We start from the raw sequence: 18,066 nt of genomic DNA on the forward strand, positions 1-18,066 counted from the left end.
CCTGACGGCTGGCGTTCAAGCCAGCTGTTTCTGCCAGCGGGCGAACTGGCGGCGAAGTTGTGCCGGGCTTGGCATGCCGGTGCCGGCGCGGCGGGCCATGGCCTTGGCCAGATCGAAGGATTCCACCCAGTCCGCCTGATACGCCGGATGAACGGACTGCACGTCGGAGAGAGAGAGTTGGTTGAGGGCCACGCCCTTCTGCTCGGCGAGTTTGACGACCGCTCCAACCGCATGGTGCGCGGTGCGGAACGGCACGCCCTGGCGCACGAGGTAGTCGGCGAGGTCGGTGGCGAGCAGCGCCGGATCGGAGACGGCCGCGGCGCAACGCGCGGCCTTTACCTGCATGCCGGCGAAGGTGCCGGCGAGCACGTCAAGGCAGAGCGCCGTCTGGTCGTGACTGTCGAAGACCGGCGGCTTGTCCTCCTGCAGGTCGCGGTTGTAGGTCAACGGGAGGCCCTTCGCGAGCGTGAGCAGCGTGTGCAGGTTGCCCTGCAGACGGGCGGACTTGCCGCGAATGAGCTCCATCGAATCGGGATTCTTCTTCTGCGGCATCAGGCTCGAGCCCGTGCAAAAGGTGTCGGGCAGATCCACGAAGCCGAACTCGCTGCTCATCCAGAGAATCAGGTCCTCCGCCATGCGCGAGAGGTGGACGCCGGTCGTGGCGCAGGCGGCGGCGAACTCGATGAACACGTCGCGGTCGGCGACCGTGTCCATGCTGTTCTGGGTGACGCGGGGCCGGCCCTTGGCATCGACGAAGCCGAGGGTCTTCGCGGTGAACTCGCGGTCGATCGGAAGCGTCGTGCCGGCGATGGCCCCGGAGCCAAGCGGACACCAGTTCGCGTGGTCGGCCACAACGGCGAAACGTCCGGCGTCGCGCTGGAGCATTTCAAGATACGCGAATAGATGATGCGCCAGAAACACCGGTTGGGCGCGCTGCAGGTGTGTGTAGCCCGGGATAAGCACGGTCTGGTTTTTCGCCGCGATCGCGAGGATGGCCCGCTGGGCGTCCGCGATCTTCGCGCTGAGTTCCGCGCAAGCGGCCTTGAACCAGAGCCGCATGTCGGTCGCGACCTGGTCGTTGCGGCTGCGCGCGGTGTGGAGCTTCGCGGCGGCCGGCACCCGCTGCGTGAGCGCCTGCTCGATGTTCATGTGGACGTCCTCAAGCTCGGTTCGCCACTTGAACTTGCCGGCGTTGATTTCGGCGAGGATGGCGTCGAGGCCGCCGTGGATGGCATCACGTTCTTGTTTCGAGATGAGCCCGACGTGCGCGAGCATGGCGGAGTGCGCCTTGCTGCCCGCGATGTCGAACGGCGCGAGCCGGTGGTCGAAGGAGACGGATTCGCTGAAACGCTGCATGAGCCCGGCGGGACCCGCCGAGAACCGCCCGCCCCACGTGGCCTGTGCCTGCTTTGCCATAGAGGGCCAAGCAACGGCCCGCCGCCGCCCTTGGCAACGCGGAAATGGGCGGGCTTTTCCCGTTTGCCTGCAACCTTCACCGACACATGGTGACTCAGCCATGATGCGTCGCCCCACCCTGTGCCTGTTGTTGCTGCTGACCGCTGTGTGCGGTGCCTTGTGCGCCGATTCCTCGCAGCCGCTGGGCGATTGGGATTCCGTGACCGTTGCGCCGGTCAAGACCTCCATTTACGTCGGCAGCGTCACCCTTGTCACCGGGGTCTTTCGCCGGGATGGAGATGTCTTCAACACGACCTACGAGGCCAAGGTGTGGCCATGGTTCTTCTGGAGCGAGAGCGGCCGCATCAGCATATCCCTGCCGCCGGCCGATCTGCTGCGGCTGAGCCGGGGTGAGCGCGTCGAGTTCAAGGGCGAAGCCACCAACCACAAGAACAAGCCCCGCCACGTTACCGGCCACGCCGACCGCCTGGACGCCGCCAACGGCAAGATCAAGGTGCGTATCGGCGTGGACGACACCGAGATTATCTTTAACGGCACCTATCGCTTCAACAACGCGGTGAAGTAAACCCCGAATCGGGACCGTGCCTCCCCCGGAAGCCGAATGTTCGTAATACGAACATTCAGCTTTCATGGGCTGCTGCTCTCACTCGGGCCAAACTTTTGCCGCCTGTCCCAATGTTCGTATTACGAACATTGTGGGCAAGGGCGAAACGGGGCGCGCAGTGCCACGCCGGAGAAGGTCAGGGCGAAAGTTCGTAATACGAACTTTCGCCGGGGAACGCCCAGGCTGCTCAGTCCGTCCAGTGCAGGGTCAGCGGACTTTCGATGCCGGGGTGCAGGCTGTGGTGCACGGGGCAGTTGCGGGCGGCGTGCTCGAGGATGCCTTCGGGATCCTTGGACTTCGGAAAGGGCAGCCAGATCTGCACGGCCAGCCGCACGATGCGGCGCGGCTTGTCGGACGACATTTCTTTGGTCACCTCCCAGCGCACACCGGGGATATCGCAGTTGAGCTTCAGCTTCGCCGCGATGGCCATCGTCGTGACCATGCAAGAAGCGAGCGAGGCCGCGGTGAGATCAGTCGGTGAAAACGCCGCGCCGCGTCCGTGATTGTCCGCGGGGGCGTCGGTTTCAATAACCCGCCCCGAGGGGCCATGGGTGAGCTGGCAGTTGAGCCCGCCCGTGTAGATGCCGGTGCTTTTGACCATGCCGGGAGGGAACCACGAAACACCCGAAAGACACGAAAAAATAAACGCCCGGTCTTGCTGGAGGCGGGATACCTCAGGCGAACCGCTGCAGCCGGGCCTGTACGTCGGAGCGAAGGCGATCGAGATGCGCGAGGGTGAATTGCTCGACGGACAGCTTGTTGTCCTTGATCAACGGCGTGAGATCCATCGCCCAGGTCACGGCGTTCGCCGCGTCGGTCGCGTGCGAGGTGTGGAAGGTGGCGTTGGCCAGGCGACGCCCGGCGATGGCGAGGTCGTAGCGTTTGCCACCGGCGATCTGGGACTGGAAGGCGCCGATGAGCTTGGCGGCCAGCGCGGGACGGGCGGAATCGTTGAGCAGGACCTTGTCGGTGTCCACCAGCCAGTCGAGGTTGCGCCAGACTTCGCAGCCCAGCACACGCTTGGGCCGCTTGGATTTCGGCAGGGAGCGCAGGGCGGCCAGACAGCGGAGAAACACCGCAACATGGGTGTCGTGCTTGTCGGCCGGGTTGTGGAGATAAACTGCTTCCAGCTGACCGCAGGCGCGCAGGATGGCCGTGAGATCCGCCGTCACGCGGGATTCCTTGGCGTCCTTCACCACGGCGCTGGGATGCGCGAGTTGGATGACGGCGGCGTATTTGCCGAGTTTTGCCGCGCGGCGCTGCTCGGCCCGGCGCTCGGCCTTCATCTCCTCGTCGGTGAACTTGGCAAACTTCCCGGTGCGCGGACTGCCCGCGCCGTCGGTGACCACCACGCCGGTGAAACCGGCCGATTGTTTTCCATAACAGGCCGCGATGGCCTGGTGGGCCATGATCTCGATGTCGTCCTGGTGCGCCGCGAGACAGAGGTGCGTGGTGCGGGCCAGCGCCTTGGCGACGGAGCGACCGTCAGGCACATGGATGTCAGCGGCGGGCTGGGAGAAATTCACGCGGATGGTTTAGCCACAAAAAGGCGCAAAAGGACACCAAAAGAACACCCGAAGCGTTAGGCCCGCCCGGCAGCCCACGGAGCGCTTATCCCCTCACCTGCAGCCACTCCACTCCCGAGGCGCGACCATCGGCCCCGAACTCGACGAGCGTGGCAGACAGACGGTTGTCGCCGACCGCCACCTCGCAGCGGCGCGGCATGCTGTCGAGGAAACGCCCGATGACCGGCGTGATTTCGCGACCGAGCACGGACTCGTGCGGACCGGTCATGCCGACATCGCATTGGAAGGCCGTGTGCCCGCGCAACAGCGCGGCATCGGCCGTGGCCACATGGGTGTGCGTCCCCAGCACCGCAGTCGCACGTCCCGCGAGGTGCCAGCCCAAGGCCTGTTTCTCCGAGGTGGCCTCGGCATGGACCTCGATGACGGCGCCGTCGTATTGACCCGCCAGTCTTTTCAACAAGGCATCGGCGCAGAGGAACGGGCACTCCGCCTTCAGGCCCATGAAAGAGCGCCCGAGCACCGTGAACACGAGCAGGCGGAAGCCGTTTCTTTCCACGATCAGATAATCCCGCCCGGGGCTCGTCGCCGGCAGATTGGCCGGCCGACACACGCGGTCGAGCGAGGCGATGTCGGTCTCAAATCCCTTCTGATCCCAGACGTGGTCGCCCAGCGTAATCGCATCCACGCCGGATTCGAGCAGCGTCTTGGCAATCAGGCCCGTGATGCCCGCCCCGGCGGCGGCGTTCTCGGCGTTGGCGATGACGAAATCGATTCCCCGTTCAGCACGCAGTTTCGGCACGACCGCACCAACGATCTCCCGGCCGGGTTTGCCGACGATGTCGCCGATAAAAAGCAGGCGCATGAATCAGGGCGCGAGGTAGCTGGCGTTGCCGGCGTTGCCAAACGCGGCCGGGCTGAGGCGCGTGGCTTTGCCGGACTCGGTGTCCACGATGTAGAGCACCTTGGTATTGGCGGCGCGGTAGGTGCAGATGATGTGGCGTCCGTCCGCGAGCCAGACCGGCTCAATGGCGTCGGTCGGCGCCTTGGTGATGATCTTGCTGGTGCCGCTCTTCGTGTCGAAGACGGCCGACTGGTAACCGCGGCCCACGCCGGCGGTGAACACGATCTTGCTCGGGTCGGCGGCGCTCCAATCGGGCTCAGCGCAGTATTTGGAAATATTGGTCGCCAAGCGCGTGGCGGAACCGCCGCCTACGGGAATCGTGTAGAGCTGCGGGCCACCGGCGGCGTCGGAAACGTAGAGGATGCGGCCGCCGTCGGGCGAGAAGGTCGGCGAGGCCTCGACCGACTGGTTGTTGGTGAGGCGCTTCAACTGACGGGCGGAGGCGTTGCCGACATAGACCTCGGGATTGCCCTCACCCGATAGCACCATGGCGAGGCGGGAACCGTCGGGGCTGAAGCGCCCGCCGCTGTTCGTGCCCTTGAAGCTGGCGAGGAGAGAAATGCGGCGGCTGGCGAACTCGATCTGGTAGATGTCGGGGAAGCTGGTGCGGTAGCTGGTATAGACGATCTTCGAGCCGTCCGGCGACCAGCGGGGACCGATGACCTGTTTGCCGTCGCTGGACCACTTCACGAGTTCGCCGAAGAAGAGGTCGGAGGTGTAGATCTCGGTCTTGCCCGTTCGCTCGCCGACGAAGGCGAGCTTGCCGGCGAACCAGCCGCGCAGGCCGCTGGTCTTGGTCACGGCCACGTCGGCGGCGCGCAGGAGCGCGTTGCGCAGACTCGTGCCGGAGACCGTCTGCGTGTGCGTGGTGGAGCCGCCGCGCGCGATGGTCACGGTGACCGAGGTCGCGCCCGCGGGGGCGAAGTTGATCGAGTAGCTCGCGCCGCTGGCGTAGAGCTTGTAGCGGCCGTGGGCGTTGAAGGCCTGCATCGCGAGGTTTTGCAGCTCGGCGGACGAGGACGTCACGGTGATGCCCATGACATTGGCGTCACCTTTGACATCGACGATGCCGATGTCGCGTTGGGCGATGGCGGCGGTGGCGAGGACCAGACCGAACAGGAGGCAAAAAGCGTTACGCATGGAGGGTGGGACGATAAGTAATGAAAAAAGTTCGCGGCGGGTTTTTGTTTTACTCCCCGCTCGCACCTCACAAGGTCAAAACGGCCTTGTTTTCCAAGCACTTTTCCCATCCCGCGTGACCGCCGACTCCATCAAGGAAGCCCTGAAGCAAGTGAAGTATCCCGGTTTCAGCCGGGACATCGTGTCCTTCGGACTCGTGCGCTCGGCGGCCTTCGCCGACGGCACGGCCAAGGTCTCGGTCGCCATCACGACCTCGGATCCCAAGGTGCCGACGATGCTCAAGACCGAGATCGAGCACTGCCTGCGCGCCCAACCCGGCGTGAAGGATGTGATCGTCGAACTCGCGGTCTCCGCCGCCAAAGCCGCGCCCAAGCCCGGCACCGCCAACCTCGGCGGAGGCACCACGCCCGCCGGCCTGAAACACTCCGTCGCCATCGCCTCCGGCAAGGGCGGCGTCGGCAAATCCACCTTCGCGGTCAACCTCGCCTGCGCCCTCGCCCAGATCCTTGAAAAATCCGGCCGCCCGGGCCGCGTTGGCCTGATGGACTGCGACATCTACGGCCCCTCCGTGCCGCTCATGATGGGCCTCGGCGGCGCCCGGCCCGAGGTGGACGGCGAAAATCTCGTCCCGCTCGAACGCCACGGCGTGAAGGTCATGTCCATGGGCTTCCTCGTGGATGACAACACCCCGGTCGTCTGGCGCGGTCCGATGATCATGAAGACGATCCAGCAGTTCGTCCAAAACGTGAAATGGGGCGACCTTGACGTGCTGCTGATCGACCTCCCGCCCGGCACGGGCGACGCCCAGCTTTCCCTCGTTCAGACCCTGCCCCTCGACGGCGCCATTCTTGTGACGACCCCGCAGCCTGCGGCCACCAACGTCGCGCGCAAGGGCGGCCTGATGTTCCAGAAGGTCAACGTGCCCCTGTTGGGCGTCGCGGAGAACATGAGCTGGTTTGAGGATGCCACCGGCACGCGCCAGCACCTGTTTGGCGAAGGCGGCGGCGCGACCATCGCGGAGATGCTCGGCACGAGCCTTCTCGGCCAGGTGCCGCTCTTCCCCGAAATCCGCGCCGGCGGCGACAGCGGCCAGCCCGTGACGGTGAGCGCGGTGTCGGGCAAACCGGCCAAAGCGTTCCGCGAAATCGCCACGACGCTGCTCAATCGGCTGAAAGTGCCGCACGCGGGTTGACAGGCGCGAGACGACACCTCTAGCGTTTCGGCACATGACGCTAAAGACGGGCCAATCTCAGCCGACTGGAAGTGTCGGAGATTCCGAATATTGTTTCTGAGCGTCCCCGTATGCCCCTACCCAGTCCCCAGATTCCCGACAGCGGCGATAACCGAGACTTCGTAAAGCAATCGAGCCTCTACCAGGAGTTTCTGGCCGAACGGGAGGAGATCCTGAAGCACAAGTGGATCGAGTCCGAACGCCTGGGCTACGACATCGGATTTGAACGCGCGTTGCTCGACTGGATTCGGAAGCATCGCGACAGCTGGCGAGCCGCCCGCCGCGCCCAACTCGCCGCCGGTGGCACCAGCACGCCCCCGATGCCGGTCGAGGCCAACAAGAAGTAAGCGCCCAGCAAAAAGGCCGGTCCCGCGAGGGAGCCGGCCTTGAAAATTTTAGGTAGTGGCGGTGCTCCTAGAGCGCCGCTACAGCCAATCCGTTACTTGATCTCCTTGTGGAGCGTGTGGCGCTTGAGGAAGGGGTTATACTTCTTCTTCTCGATGCGCTCAGTGACGGTCTTCTTGTTGCGCTTCGTGAGATAGCGGGAGGCGGGTTTGCCCTCCTTACGGGCTTCGGTGCATTCCAGGGTGACGGTTTCTTGCATGGCTTTAAATGGGTTGGAAGGGTCGAGAGAAAAGCCGCGCGCTAGGCCTGTGCAACCACAATCTTCTTCCCTACAGAATTCCTGATCAAGGACCGCCCGCTCAGGCGTTTACCTTGTTTTCCGTCAAAGGCATCATCACGCCCCGCCGGAAGAGCGTCACCTGGCCGGTGCTGGATGAAACCACCAGGGCGATGCAATCGGCCGCGACCGAGATTGCCGCCGCCGCCGCATGCCGGGTGCCTAGCCCGCTGGGCAAGGCATGGTTGAAGTCCGCGGCCTGGATGAGCGCACCCGCGGCGTGGACCACGCCGTCCCCGCCGATGACAAAGGCTCCGTCGATCGAGGAAAACTCCTTGATCGTCTCATCCATGAACGGGTTAAGGATGTTGCGATCCTCCTCCTTGTAGCCGTAAAACGGATTTAGCACGAGCGGTTTGGTCAGTTTCTCAACCTTCTCGTGGTCGCCCACGACAAACAGGCAGCCAACCGGGCGGCCTTCCCTGCCCTCCACCGCCAGCTCGGTCGCCACGGCGATCACGCGCTCCAAAACCTCGGGTTTCACGTCGGCGGGCAGCAGATCCGCGTGCCCGCTCAGCAGGGTCGAAAACTCCTTCTCCACGTCAACAATGACGATGGCGTCAAACTGGTTGGAACCGGCCAGGCCGCCGATGCAGCACAGGCGGTCCTTGAACGTGATGAAACCGCGGGTCAGGCCGACGAGCACGGCGCTGCGCAGCTGGGCCAACCGTTGGCTGGAAAAGGACCGAACCTGCACGCTCTCGTCGAAGCGGCCGGGCCGCGCCTCGCCCTCGGGCAGGTTGCGCGTGACGAGGATGCTCTTGAGCGAGCCCTCGATCTTGGGCGCGCGGATGCGGCCGGTGAAAACATCGCCAAAGACCATGAGTCCCGTGCAACCGCTGCCCGTGGCAATGCGGCCGGCTTCGCGCAGGACCACACGGTTGAGCCGGGTTTGCGATGCCGGCAGGGCCTTGACGGCCACGCCACCAAAGCCGGCGAACAGGAGTTCGTAAAGCGTGTCAAGGTCCGGCGCCTTCAGCAGGCTCTCCACGAAGGCCGGATCCTTGAACAGTTGGGCCAGGGCGGCGAGCAGCTGCAGGTAATCCCGGGTTTTCTCATCGGCGAGCAGCATCACCACGAGGTGGACCGGCTCGCTCTCGATCGCGCTGTCGTAACGGATGCCGTAGTGGCTGCGCCCCACGGCTAGGAGGTAACGCCGGTTCATCTTCAGGCGCACATGCGGCATGGCCACGCCGCCGCCCAGGTAAGTCGTCATCGTGCTCTCGCGGCGCAACAGGCCCTTGAGCAGCGTATCCTTGTTCAGGTCGGGAAAGCGCTCGACCGTGAGATTCAGCAGCTCGACCAGCGCGCCCTCCAGATCGGCGCTGCCAAGGTCGGCGACACGGGCGCGGGAGATGTATTTGTCGAGCCGCATGCGTTAAAAATTCCAGTGCCCAAACGCCAAAACCCAAAGCCGACCAACGGAGCGGAGTGAGGGTTCGAACGCCATTTTTGGAATTTGGACCTTTGGCGTCTGGGATTTGCCGCGCTCGGCGCGGTCTTTACTTCTCCCACTCCAAAGCACCCTTCTTCACTTCGTAGAACAGGCCGAGGACGAGCACGCCGAGGAAGAACAGCATCGGGGCGAGAATCGAGATGTGGTTGGCGAGAAAGTCGCGATAGACGAAGGTCCAGGGGATGAGGAACACAACCTCGATGTCGAACAGGATGAACAGCATCGCGGTGACGTAGAATTTCACCGAGAAGCGCGTGTGCGTGCTGCCATCGGAGTGGATGCCGCACTCGTAGGCCGCGTCCTTGATCTTGCTGCCCCGCGCGCGCTGGCCAAGCAGGTGGCTGGCCGCGATGACGCCGACGGTGATGCCGGCGGCGAGCAGGATCTGGATGAGAAACGGCAGAAAGGCGGAGGACATCGGCCCTGAAGGTTCCCTTCCGAGGGCCCGGATTCAAGCGGAAAGTGGTGCGGCCAAAGGGCAACCGCGACCCCATCGCACCGACTTTTCCATTGCGCCGGCTCCGCTCCGTCCCTCGACTCGCCCCGTGGTTGCCGAAGCCGATTATCGCATCAAACTTCCCGTGTTCGAGGGTCCGCTGGACCTGCTGCTTTTCCTCATCCGGAAAAACGAGCTGGATATCTACGACATCCCCATCGCCACGGTGACCCGGCAATACCTGGATGCCATCTACGCGATGAAGGAGCTCCAGATCGAGCTCGCCGGCGAGTTCTTCGTGATGGCGGCCACGCTGATGGAGATCAAGAGTCGCATGCTCCTGCCCAAGCACCAGCAGGCAGTCGATCCCAATGCCGAGGAAGACGACCTCGATCCGCGCTGGGAACTGGTCCACCAGCTCATCCAATACAAGAAGTTCAAGGAGGCCGCCGGCCGGCTCGGGCTCATGTCCTTCGAGGCGCAGAATCTCCTGCCCCGCATCGCTTCGGCCTTCGCGCCGGCCACCGACCGACCCCTGCAGCATGTGGACCGCATCGAGGTCTGGAATTCCTTCAACCTCGTGCTCCGCCGCCTGGCCGAGAAGCTCGTCGTCGGCGAGATCCACGCCGAACAGGTGACCGTCGCCGACCAGATGGAATACGTGCTGGAGCACATCAAGACCACGAAGTCTTTCGTGTTCACCGCGCTCCTGCCCGAGCACACCACGCTGCGCCGGCTCGTCGCCACATTCCTCGCCGTGCTCGAGCTCACCCGCCTCAAGAAGCTGCGCATCGAGCAGAACGAGGCCTTCACCGACATCCTGTGCGTCGCCGTGGAGGAAATCCCGCTTGAAACCCCGGCCGCCCCGACCACGGTGGCACCGCAAGATGAAGAAAGCCACCCGTCGCCGTAAGCCCAAGCCCGCCCACCTGCTGGGCGTCGGCCTGGATAACAAAGACGGCCACAAGCGCCTCACCTCCGCCGAAGAGTTCACCATCGTCGGCGGCTCCGAAGAAACGCACGGCCGCATGACCGAGACCGTCATCAAGACCTTCGAGGAACTGAAGACCCGCGGCAAACACCTGCGCACCGTCGAGCCGCAGGAACTGGCCGAGATCATCCATAAAGCCACCCCTCGCTAGCCACCGGCTTGCCTTTCGGCGGTCACCCACTTAACTCAAAACCATGTCTGACAAAATCGCCCACCTCGATACGAACACCTTCTCCAGCGCCGTCGCCAGTGCGACCCCCACCCTCGTGGACTTCTGGGCCCCGTGGTGCGGCCCGTGCAAGGCGATTGCCCCGATCCTCGACGAGCTCTCCACCGAGCTCGACGGCAAGCTGAAGATCGCGAAGGTCAACGTGGACGACAACGGCGAGCTCGCCGCACAGTACGGCGTCCGCGCCATCCCGACCATGCTGCTCTTCAAGGGCGGCCAGCTCGCCGACACCTTCGTCGGCATGATGGACAAGGCCTCGCTCAAGGCGAAGCTCGCCGGCAAGATCTGAGAGCCATAGGCTCGTTTTCGTTTTAGGGCGGAGTCTCCGAACCCCGCCTTTTTCTTTGGCCGGGCCTGCTTGGACCAAGGCGCCATGTTGAGCGCTGATGTGTGAGCGATCCAGGTGAGCGCAAGGGCGTTGCGATGCGGCTGCTGAATCGGCTTCTAATTCCTACCATTCATTTCGCAAATGCCAGAATCGCATATCCGCCGACTACGCCAGCCAGCGCACCCGCCGAGACAACCGCCGCCACTGCCCGAGCGAGTCTGAATCTCTCCACCTTCCTCTTCTGGAGTATCGCCACGCAAACCCCTACTATGACCACCAGTCCATTTAGGAGCAGGCCGAGATATACACAGTAGAATGCCAAAATCCCGCCGGTGATTACTGAGTAAGTGTAGAAGAGGAAATTGATGCCAAGCATCCCGCCGAAGAATCGCGCATAAAAGTCTCTTTCCAATACAGCATTGGATGGAGTCGTGATCATTTGCCGATCAACGTTATGAGGCCTAGGAGATTTTCCGATTAATTTATTGAGGCACGACAACCCGAAGACCTCCTATGGGTAACGGTGCAACTATTGCGCGAGCATTCCGCTTTTTCTATTTCCCGATCACCACCCCAACACTCAGCAGCACACCAAACAGCGCCAAATATCCTGCCGTGCGAGCGAGCAGCGCGATCTGCTCTTTCGGATCGCACGATGCCATGAGCCGGTGCGTGAGGCGCATAGCCATCATGGTCAGCACGAGCGGCAGCAACACCGGCCAGCGATAGCCGCCGGTCACAATCAGCGCCACCGGACACAGCAGCGCCACGAGGTGCGACAACCCGTATTGCCACACGGCGAACTTTCGCCCGAAGCGCACCACGAGCGTTTTCTTGCCCACCCGGGCATCGGTCTCGGCGTCGCGATAATTGTTCGCCACGAGGATATTTGCCGCCAGCAGCCCGATGGCCGCAGCGCACGAAATCACATCGGGCGACACGTAACCGGCCTGCACGTAGAATGTGGCGCACACCGCCACCAAGCCGAAGAAGATGAACACGAATACGTCGCCCAGCCCGTTGTAGCCCAGCGGAAACGGTCCGCCGGTGTAGGCGATCGCGCACACGATGCTCACGATGCCGATGGGCAGCAGCACCCACCCGCCCTCGCGCACCAGCAGCAAGCCCACCGCAAAAGCCACACCCAACACCAGCCACGTCGCCGCCAGCATCGTGCGGGGTGCGATCAAACCGGCGGCGACTGCGCGCCGCGGCCCGACGCGCGCGGGCGTGTCGGCGCCCTGCACGAAATCGAAGTAGTCGTTGGCAAAGTTCGTGCCGATCTGCACGAGCAGCGCAAAGGCCAGACAGATGGCCGCACTGCCATAATCCGCCGCGCCATGCGCCGCCGCCAGCGCCGTGCCGACCATGACGGGGATCACCGCGGCGGGCAGGGTCTTGGGACGTGAGGCTTCGAGCCAGTGACGGACGGAGAACATGGACCTCCAGCGTTAGCGGGCCCTGACCAACGCTTCAAGTTCCCTGATGCGCTGTTCCACCACGTCGCGCCGCGCCGCCGGATCGTCCGCCGGCAGTCCTGGCAACACGCTCCTCAGCCACGCCAGCGCCTCGGCCGGACGCCCCAGTTCGCGCAACAGCTCCCCATAAATCCTGGCCGCGTGATAGGGCGCGCCCGATTGCTCGGCGGCGAGCCTGAAGAGTGCGGCCGCTCCCTCCTTGTCGCCCAGCGCCCGCAGGCGGATGTTTGCCATCTCGAGATAAAACGCCGCCTTGGCCGGATGTCGCGTCACTCCGCGCTCCAAAAACGCCAGCGCCCGCCGGGCCTCCTCCGCGGCGATCCGCTCCCGCAGCAGCATGGGCGCGTCCGCCGACCGCCATGCCGGAAAATCATACGCCATCATGCGCGCAGCGTTGAACCAGAAGTATAGCGGGCGATCATCCGACGCGACGGTCAGTTCGAGCAAGCCCAGCGTCGCCGTCTGGTCTCTCCGCTCCCAGGCAAGGTTGGCCTTGAGCCAGGCGCCTCCGGCCGCCACTGCCCGCATTCCGCCCAGCACCGCCAGCGAACCGGTGGCGCTGGCGTCGGGCGGAGGGCCCAGCCTGGCTTCCCACGGTCGCACCAGGAGCAATGTCGCCGGCAGAATAACCGCCGGCAGCCACCGCGCAAAATGTTCAGATCTCCCGGTGCCAGAAAACATAGGCAGCCAGCCCGGTGAACAATCCCATGAACAACGCCCAATACCCGGTCAGCCCCAGGAGTCCCGTCAGCCCCAGTTTGGTTCCGGCGAGCAAAGGCTCGGCGTCGAACAGACCGAGATTGGGCCACAGTCGCAGCCACGACAACCAACCCTCCGCCTGCGTGAACGGCCGCAGGTGCGCCACCACCGCCAGCATCAGTCCGGCGCAGACGGCGAACAGCTCTGAGCCGGCATAACTGCACACGAGCAGGGTCATCGCCGCGACCAGTGTCAGTTTCAGCCACACCAGCGCGCAGGCCTGCAGAAAAATCGGCAATGGCACAAATGTCGCCCCGAGCTGGGCCTCGCGCACGCCGAGCATGATACCCAGCACCAAAGCCAGAGCCGCGGTGAACAGCGCCAGCAGCGCCGCCACGCCCAGCACCTTGCCGGCGAGATACTCGCCGCGTCCGACCCGGCGCGTCAGCACGACCGCCGCCAGCCCGCCGTCGAGGTCGCGATAAGTCAGATGCGCTGTGCAGAGGGCCGCCAGCAATGTGCCCAACAGGCCCATCACACCAAGGCCGAGGTCCGCGATGAACTTCAGCTCGGCCGCACCGAAATTGAAGGTCCGCAACCAGAGCGCCATCAGCACGAGTCCAGCCCCGGCCACCGACAGCAGCACTGTGAGTCTTAGGCGCAGTGCCTCGATCAGCGTTTGCGCCGCCACCTGCCGCATTCGCCTGATTCCGGTTCCAAGACGATTTTGCTCAGGACAGTGCATGCAGTCGCTCGAGGTAAATTTTCTCCAGGCGCGAAGTCGCCACCGGCGCGCGCTCAAAGGTCCCGAGCAATTCGCCCACCGTGCCGCTGGCCAGCAGGCGTCCCTTGCCCAGCATGGCCAGCCGGTCGCAGACATCCTCGGCCTGCGCGAGCAGGTGCGAGGTGAACACGACCGTGCGCCCCTGCGCCGCCAGTTCGCGGATCAGCCGCACCACCGCCAGGCGTCCCTCGGGATCGAGGCCGCTGGTCGGCTCATCGAGCAGCACGATTTGCGGCTCATGCAGGACCGCCTGCGCCAGACCGAGCCGCTGCCGCATGCCCTTCGAGTAAGACGCAATGCGCCGCCCGGCCGCATCGCCCAGGCCGGTCCACGCCAGCACCGCCTCGATCCGCGGCTCCGCCTGCACGTCCGTCAGCGAACTCAGACCGGCACAGTAGCGCAGAAACTCGCGACCGGTCTGATGCGTCGCGAACCGGACCGACTCGGGCAGGTAGCCGATCCGCGCCCGCGCCGCATCGCTGCCCGCCGGCTCCCCGAAGATCCGGCAGGAACCGGCCGAAGGCTGCAAGAGTCCCGCCAGCGCCTTCAGCGTGGTGCTCTTGCCCGAGCCGTTCGGCCCGAGCAACCCGAGCACCTGACCGGCCGGCAGCCGTAGCGAAAGCGTCTCGACCGCGTGCACCGTGCGCCCACCCCAGCCTGCCCGATAGGTTTTGCCAAAACCGTCGAGTTCGACCGCCCAGGTTGCCCCGCTTCGCATGGCTAGCGGATGGTGAAGCCCGCAAATTGCGGCGAGCGCGTCGCACTCGTTTGCTCCACCTTGCGAATGTGGCCTTCCATGCGCTCCTGCACGGCCGCGATGAAATCCTTCACTTCCTGCGCCCGGCCCTCCGCCTCCAGTTGCACGCGCCCGTCAGGCAGATTTTGCACCACACCGGAAACCTCAAACTCCTTGGCCACCTGCAGCGTCTGGTAGCGAAAGCCCACGCCCTGCACCCGGCCGCTGAAATACACGATGGTATGATAAACCCCGCTCATGCAGGCAGAAGAACCGCGCGTCACCGGACTGACAACACCCAGTTATGACCTTATTTCAGGCTGTTCCGCGTCGGTGGTCGCGGTCGCGGCGAGGGGGAAAAGCGCGAAGCGTCAGGCGCGGACAAACGGCGGTCTTTTTATTTGCGTGAAGGCACCCGGCACACATTGTGCAGGGCAACGCCGCAAGGCGCTTCCTTACATGACCAATCCTGAATCCGACGGGCTGTTCGACAACGACTGGGACGACTGCGGAGAACTTTCCTGGACCGAGGCTGACTGGCAGAAATACCTCGCGAACCAAGAGACGGCGGTCCGCGACTACATCAAGTACTACGACCAGTTGCCCGCCTCCATGGACCGGATTGACGAGGCTGCCCGCCGCATGGGCTGGGAGTTGGCGGCTGACGAAACCCCCGAGGCGCTGGAAGAGGATGAAATCGACCTTGATGCCACCAACGAGATATTCGACGGGCCGTGGGATCCCTACACGCTGCATCGCAACCCGGTTTATATCTCCTCGCGCGCCCTTTACCTGAGTCTGATCGCCCACTGGGAGCGCGTGGCCGCACAACCCGGCCGGGTGCCGCCCGCACTCGGCATCACGCTGCAGGCCCTCCTCTACCGTGGTCACGAGCAGGCGCTCCAAGCCGTTCAGGCGCTGGAAATGGGCGACTATACGCTCGCCGTCGTGCTCTTCAAACGCGCCCTCCAGGAGCTGAACCTGACGCTGGCCCGGCTGAACGAGCCGGACGCCGGTGCCACGCCTCTGGCCCTGCGCTACAAGGAATACGCCACCCCGCGACTCTTCGACCTGCGCGAGATCTGGCTGCGCGTCATGAACGAGTGCCGCCAGAACCACGGCGGATCAATCCAGCCGGAGTGAGTCGGAGCAGCCGATCCGATCCAGGGGCGCACATCGGGTGCGCCCTTTTTGTTTTATGCCCGTCCGCGTTTCATTCTGAGCGCAGCGAAGAATCCAGTGATTCGCGACGGCGAATTTCCCTTGAATCCTTCGCTCCGCTCAGGATGACAGAATAGGTTACTTGGCCTTCTTCTTCCCTTTCCGTCCGTAAGCTGCCGGCTTGGCGCCGAGTTTCTTGTAGTCGCCGGTCTTCAGCGCGTTGATCTGGTCGCGCAGCAGGGCGGCACGTTCGAACTCCAGTTTGCCGGCGGCGACCTGCATGTCGTCTTCCAGTTCGGCGATCACGGCTTTCACGTCGTCGGCAGACTCGGCGACCGCGGCCTCGTCGTCTCGGTCCTTGCCGTCATACATGCGCAAGCTGGCCTGCACGCCGCGCTTCACGCTGCGCGGGGTGATGCCGTGCTCGCGGTTGTAGGCGAGCTGCTTCTCCCGGCGGCGGGCCACCTCGTCCATCGTGCTGCGGATGGATTCGGTGATGTTGTCGGCGTAGAAGATGACGCGTCCCTTCTCGTGGCGCGCCGCGCGCCCGGCCGTCTGCATGAGGCTGGTGGCGCTGCGGAGAAATCCCTCCTTGTCGGCGTCGAGCACGGCTACCAGCGCCACCTCGGGCAGGTCGAGGCCCTCGCGCAGGAGATTGATGCCGATCAGCACGTCAAAATTGCCCCGGCGCAGGTTGCGGAGGATCTCGACGCGCTCGAGGGCGTCGATGTCGGAATGCAGGTATTCGACGCGGATCTTCGAATCGCGCATGTAGGAGGTGAGGTCCTCGGAGAGGCGCTTGGTCAGTGTGGTCACGAGCACGCGCTCGCCGGCCTCCACGGCCTTGCGCACCTCGCCGATCAGGTCCTCGACCTGTCCCTTGGTCGGACGCAGCGTGATCTGAGGGTCCACGAGACCCGTCGGACGGATGACCTGCTCCGCGATAACGGTTGAGAGTTTCAGCTCGAACGGCGCCGGGGTGGCCGAGACGTAGAGCGTCTGACCGGTGATGGACTGGAACTCGGCGAAACTCTGCGGCCGGTTGTCGAGGGCCGAGGGCAGGCGGAAGCCGAAATTAACCAGCGTGGATTTGCGCGCCAGGTCGCCGTTATACATGCCGCCAATCTGGGGAATGGAAACGTGGCTCTCGTCCACCAGCGTAAGGAAGTCCTTGGGAAAGAAATCCACGAGGCAGAACGGCCGGTCCCCGAGCTTCCGGCCGGTGAGGTGCAGCGAGTAGTTTTCGATGCCGCTGCAAAAACCCATTTCCTGGAGCATCTCGAGATCGTAGGTCGTGCGCATGCGCACGCGCTGGGCTTCGAGATACTTCTGCTCCTTCTCGAAGAAGGCCACGCGCTCCTCCAACTCGGCCTTGATGCGCCCGATGGCGACGTCGAGCTTGCCGCGCGACGTCACGTATTGGTTGGCCGGGTAGAGCTCGAAGCGGTCGATCTTGCGGATCACCGCCCCGCTGACCGACTCAAATTCCGTGAGTGAATCGATCTCATCGCCGAAAAACTCCACGCGCAGACCGTGCTCCAGGTAAGCGGGCATCACATCCACCGTGTCGCCGCGCACGCGGAAGGCGCCACGCTTCAGGTCGTAGTCGTTGCGCTCATAGAGGTTGTCCACGAGGCGCTCCAGGAACTTGTTGCGGTTCAGCGTGGCGCCGCGTTCCAGCACGATGCGCATGGAGAAAAACTCCTCGGGCGAGCCGAGGCCGTAGATGCAGGACACGCTGGCGACCACGATCACGTCGCGCCGGCTCACGAGCGAACTGGTCGTGGCGATGCGCAGGCGCTCGATCTCCTCGTTGATGGAGGAATCCTTCTCGATGAAGGTGTCGCTCGACGGCACGTAGGCCTCGGGCTGGTAGTAGTCGTAGTAGCTGACAAAGTATTCGACCGCGTTCTCCGGGAAGAAGGCCTTGAACTCCGAGTAGAGCTGCGCCGCGAGCGTCTTGTTGTGCGAGATGATCAGCGCCGGCCGGTCCAGCTGCGCGATGACGTTGGCCATCGTGAAGGTCTTGCCCGAGCCCGTGACGCCGAGGAGCGTCTGATGGCGGTTGCCCGCGCGGAGCGAATCCACCAGCGCCTGGATGGCCTGGGGCTGGTCGCCGGTGGGCTGGTATTCCGCATGGAGTTTGAACAGGGGCATAACCGGAGAATCTGAGTCAGAATCGGGCAAAAGGCTAACACGAGCCACTGTCAGCCCTGTGTCAGGAGCCGAAGCTTTGCGCACCACCGTTCAGGCCGAAAGCAAATTGCT

General features: G+C 64.1%; 22 protein-coding genes. 7 read left to right on the forward strand and 15 right to left on the reverse strand.

Annotated features, from left to right (window positions below):
* Positions 1 to 15: 15 nt before the first annotated feature.
* Positions 16 to 1,416 (reverse strand): argininosuccinate lyase, encoded by a 1,401-nt coding sequence (argH, locus tag ESB00_RS12315; protein ID WP_129047982.1) that lies wholly within the window; start codon positions 1,414 to 1,416, stop codon positions 16 to 18.
* 100 nt (positions 1,417 to 1,516) lie between these two features.
* Between argH and ESB00_RS12320 the strand changes: the two genes are divergently transcribed.
* Entirely contained in the window at positions 1,517 to 1,981 is a 465-nt protein-coding gene (locus ESB00_RS12320) for a hypothetical protein (RefSeq protein ID WP_129047983.1), read from the forward strand.
* Between the two features lie 226 nt (positions 1,982 to 2,207).
* Here ESB00_RS12320 and ESB00_RS12325 read toward each other — a convergent pair whose 3' ends face one another.
* From ESB00_RS12325 to ESB00_RS12340, 4 genes are all read right to left on the reverse strand, one after another.
* A complete protein-coding gene (locus ESB00_RS12325) occupies positions 2,208 to 2,621 on the reverse strand; it encodes an OsmC family protein (RefSeq protein ID WP_129047984.1) in 414 nt (137 codons plus the stop codon).
* A gap of 73 nt (positions 2,622 to 2,694) precedes the next feature.
* Complete coding sequence (locus tag ESB00_RS12330) at positions 2,695 to 3,546, reverse strand: PIG-L deacetylase family protein (protein ID WP_129047985.1); 852 nt, start codon at positions 3,544 to 3,546, stop codon at positions 2,695 to 2,697.
* An 85-nt stretch (positions 3,547 to 3,631) separates the two neighbouring features.
* Positions 3,632 to 4,408: a TIGR00282 family metallophosphoesterase gene (locus tag ESB00_RS12335; RefSeq protein WP_129047986.1), complete on the reverse strand. Its 777-nt coding sequence runs from the start codon at positions 4,406 to 4,408 to the stop codon at positions 3,632 to 3,634.
* A 3-nt stretch (positions 4,409 to 4,411) separates the two neighbouring features.
* Positions 4,412 to 5,587: a PD40 domain-containing protein gene (locus tag ESB00_RS12340; protein ID WP_129047987.1), complete on the reverse strand. Its 1,176-nt coding sequence runs from the start codon at positions 5,585 to 5,587 to the stop codon at positions 4,412 to 4,414.
* A 115-nt stretch (positions 5,588 to 5,702) separates the two neighbouring features.
* Here ESB00_RS12340 and ESB00_RS12345 point away from each other — a divergent pair, with 115 nt between their 5' ends.
* Together ESB00_RS12345 and ESB00_RS12350 are read left to right on the forward strand one after the other, a co-directional pair.
* Positions 5,703 to 6,779: an Mrp/NBP35 family ATP-binding protein gene (locus tag ESB00_RS12345; RefSeq protein ID WP_129047988.1), complete on the forward strand. Its 1,077-nt coding sequence runs from the start codon at positions 5,703 to 5,705 to the stop codon at positions 6,777 to 6,779.
* Between the two features lie 110 nt (positions 6,780 to 6,889).
* Positions 6,890 to 7,165, forward strand: coding sequence for a hypothetical protein (locus tag ESB00_RS12350; protein WP_129047989.1), 276 nt, complete (start codon positions 6,890 to 6,892; stop codon positions 7,163 to 7,165).
* Between the two features lie 92 nt (positions 7,166 to 7,257).
* On the opposite strand, the gene rpmG is transcribed toward ESB00_RS12350, so the two are convergent.
* From rpmG to ESB00_RS12365, 3 genes are all read right to left on the reverse strand, one after another.
* The gene (rpmG, locus tag ESB00_RS12355; RefSeq protein WP_091054709.1) at positions 7,258 to 7,422 is read right to left on the reverse strand and encodes a 50S ribosomal protein L33; all 165 of its coding nucleotides are present in this window, start codon (positions 7,420 to 7,422) and stop codon (positions 7,258 to 7,260) included.
* A gap of 100 nt (positions 7,423 to 7,522) precedes the next feature.
* Positions 7,523 to 8,875, reverse strand: a complete 1,353-nt coding sequence (locus tag ESB00_RS12360) for a diadenylate cyclase (RefSeq protein ID WP_129047990.1) — start codon at positions 8,873 to 8,875, stop codon at positions 7,523 to 7,525.
* Between the two features lie 127 nt (positions 8,876 to 9,002).
* Entirely contained in the window at positions 9,003 to 9,374 is a 372-nt protein-coding gene (locus ESB00_RS12365) for an NADH-quinone oxidoreductase subunit A (RefSeq protein ID WP_129047991.1), read from the reverse strand.
* 127 nt (positions 9,375 to 9,501) lie between these two features.
* Between ESB00_RS12365 and ESB00_RS12370 the strand changes: the two genes are divergently transcribed.
* From ESB00_RS12370 to trxA, 3 genes are read left to right on the forward strand one after another with little or no spacing between them, the layout of a single operon-like run.
* Entirely contained in the window at positions 9,502 to 10,305 is an 804-nt protein-coding gene (locus tag ESB00_RS12370) for a segregation and condensation protein A (protein WP_129047992.1), read from the forward strand.
* Positions 10,280 to 10,534 (forward strand): hypothetical protein, encoded by a 255-nt coding sequence (locus tag ESB00_RS12375; RefSeq protein WP_129047993.1) that lies wholly within the window; start codon positions 10,280 to 10,282, stop codon positions 10,532 to 10,534. The genes ESB00_RS12370 and ESB00_RS12375 overlap by 26 nt, the downstream gene beginning before the upstream one ends.
* A gap of 43 nt (positions 10,535 to 10,577) precedes the next feature.
* Positions 10,578 to 10,901, forward strand: a complete 324-nt coding sequence (trxA, locus tag ESB00_RS12380; protein WP_129047994.1) for a thioredoxin — start codon at positions 10,578 to 10,580, stop codon at positions 10,899 to 10,901.
* A gap of 169 nt (positions 10,902 to 11,070) precedes the next feature.
* Here trxA and ESB00_RS12385 read toward each other — a convergent pair whose 3' ends face one another.
* From ESB00_RS12385 to ESB00_RS12410, 6 genes are all read right to left on the reverse strand, one after another.
* Complete coding sequence (locus ESB00_RS12385) at positions 11,071 to 11,379, reverse strand: hypothetical protein (RefSeq protein ID WP_129047995.1); 309 nt, start codon at positions 11,377 to 11,379, stop codon at positions 11,071 to 11,073.
* 115 nt (positions 11,380 to 11,494) lie between these two features.
* The gene (locus ESB00_RS12390) at positions 11,495 to 12,379 is read right to left on the reverse strand and encodes a 1,4-dihydroxy-2-naphthoate polyprenyltransferase (protein WP_129047996.1); all 885 of its coding nucleotides are present in this window, start codon (positions 12,377 to 12,379) and stop codon (positions 11,495 to 11,497) included.
* 12 nt (positions 12,380 to 12,391) lie between these two features.
* Entirely contained in the window at positions 12,392 to 13,099 is a 708-nt protein-coding gene (locus ESB00_RS12395; RefSeq protein ID WP_129047997.1) for a tetratricopeptide repeat protein, read from the reverse strand.
* Complete coding sequence (locus tag ESB00_RS12400; RefSeq protein ID WP_129047998.1) at positions 13,074 to 13,862, reverse strand: hypothetical protein; 789 nt, start codon at positions 13,860 to 13,862, stop codon at positions 13,074 to 13,076. Before ESB00_RS12400 ends, ESB00_RS12395 begins: the two co-directional genes overlap by 26 nt.
* Positions 13,849 to 14,619: an ABC transporter ATP-binding protein gene (locus ESB00_RS12405; RefSeq protein WP_129047999.1), complete on the reverse strand. Its 771-nt coding sequence runs from the start codon at positions 14,617 to 14,619 to the stop codon at positions 13,849 to 13,851. The genes ESB00_RS12400 and ESB00_RS12405 overlap by 14 nt, the downstream gene beginning before the upstream one ends.
* Before the next feature lie 2 nt (positions 14,620 to 14,621).
* Positions 14,622 to 14,897 carry an acylphosphatase gene (locus ESB00_RS12410; RefSeq protein ID WP_129048000.1) on the reverse strand — a complete coding sequence of 92 codons (276 nt, stop codon included), beginning with the start codon at positions 14,895 to 14,897 and terminating at the stop codon, positions 14,622 to 14,624.
* 199 nt (positions 14,898 to 15,096) lie between these two features.
* Between ESB00_RS12410 and ESB00_RS12415 the strand changes: the two genes are divergently transcribed.
* Complete coding sequence (locus ESB00_RS12415) at positions 15,097 to 15,780, forward strand: hypothetical protein (RefSeq protein ID WP_129048001.1); 684 nt, start codon at positions 15,097 to 15,099, stop codon at positions 15,778 to 15,780.
* Between the two features lie 156 nt (positions 15,781 to 15,936).
* On the opposite strand, the gene uvrB is transcribed toward ESB00_RS12415, so the two are convergent.
* The gene (gene uvrB / locus ESB00_RS12420; RefSeq protein ID WP_129048002.1) at positions 15,937 to 17,955 is read right to left on the reverse strand and encodes an excinuclease ABC subunit UvrB; all 2,019 of its coding nucleotides are present in this window, start codon (positions 17,953 to 17,955) and stop codon (positions 15,937 to 15,939) included.
* Between the last annotated feature and the right edge of the window lie 111 nt (positions 17,956 to 18,066).

It is taken from the genome of Oleiharenicola lentus (assembly GCF_004118375.1).
Taxonomy (GTDB): domain Bacteria; phylum Verrucomicrobiota; class Verrucomicrobiia; order Opitutales; family Opitutaceae; genus Lacunisphaera; species Lacunisphaera lenta.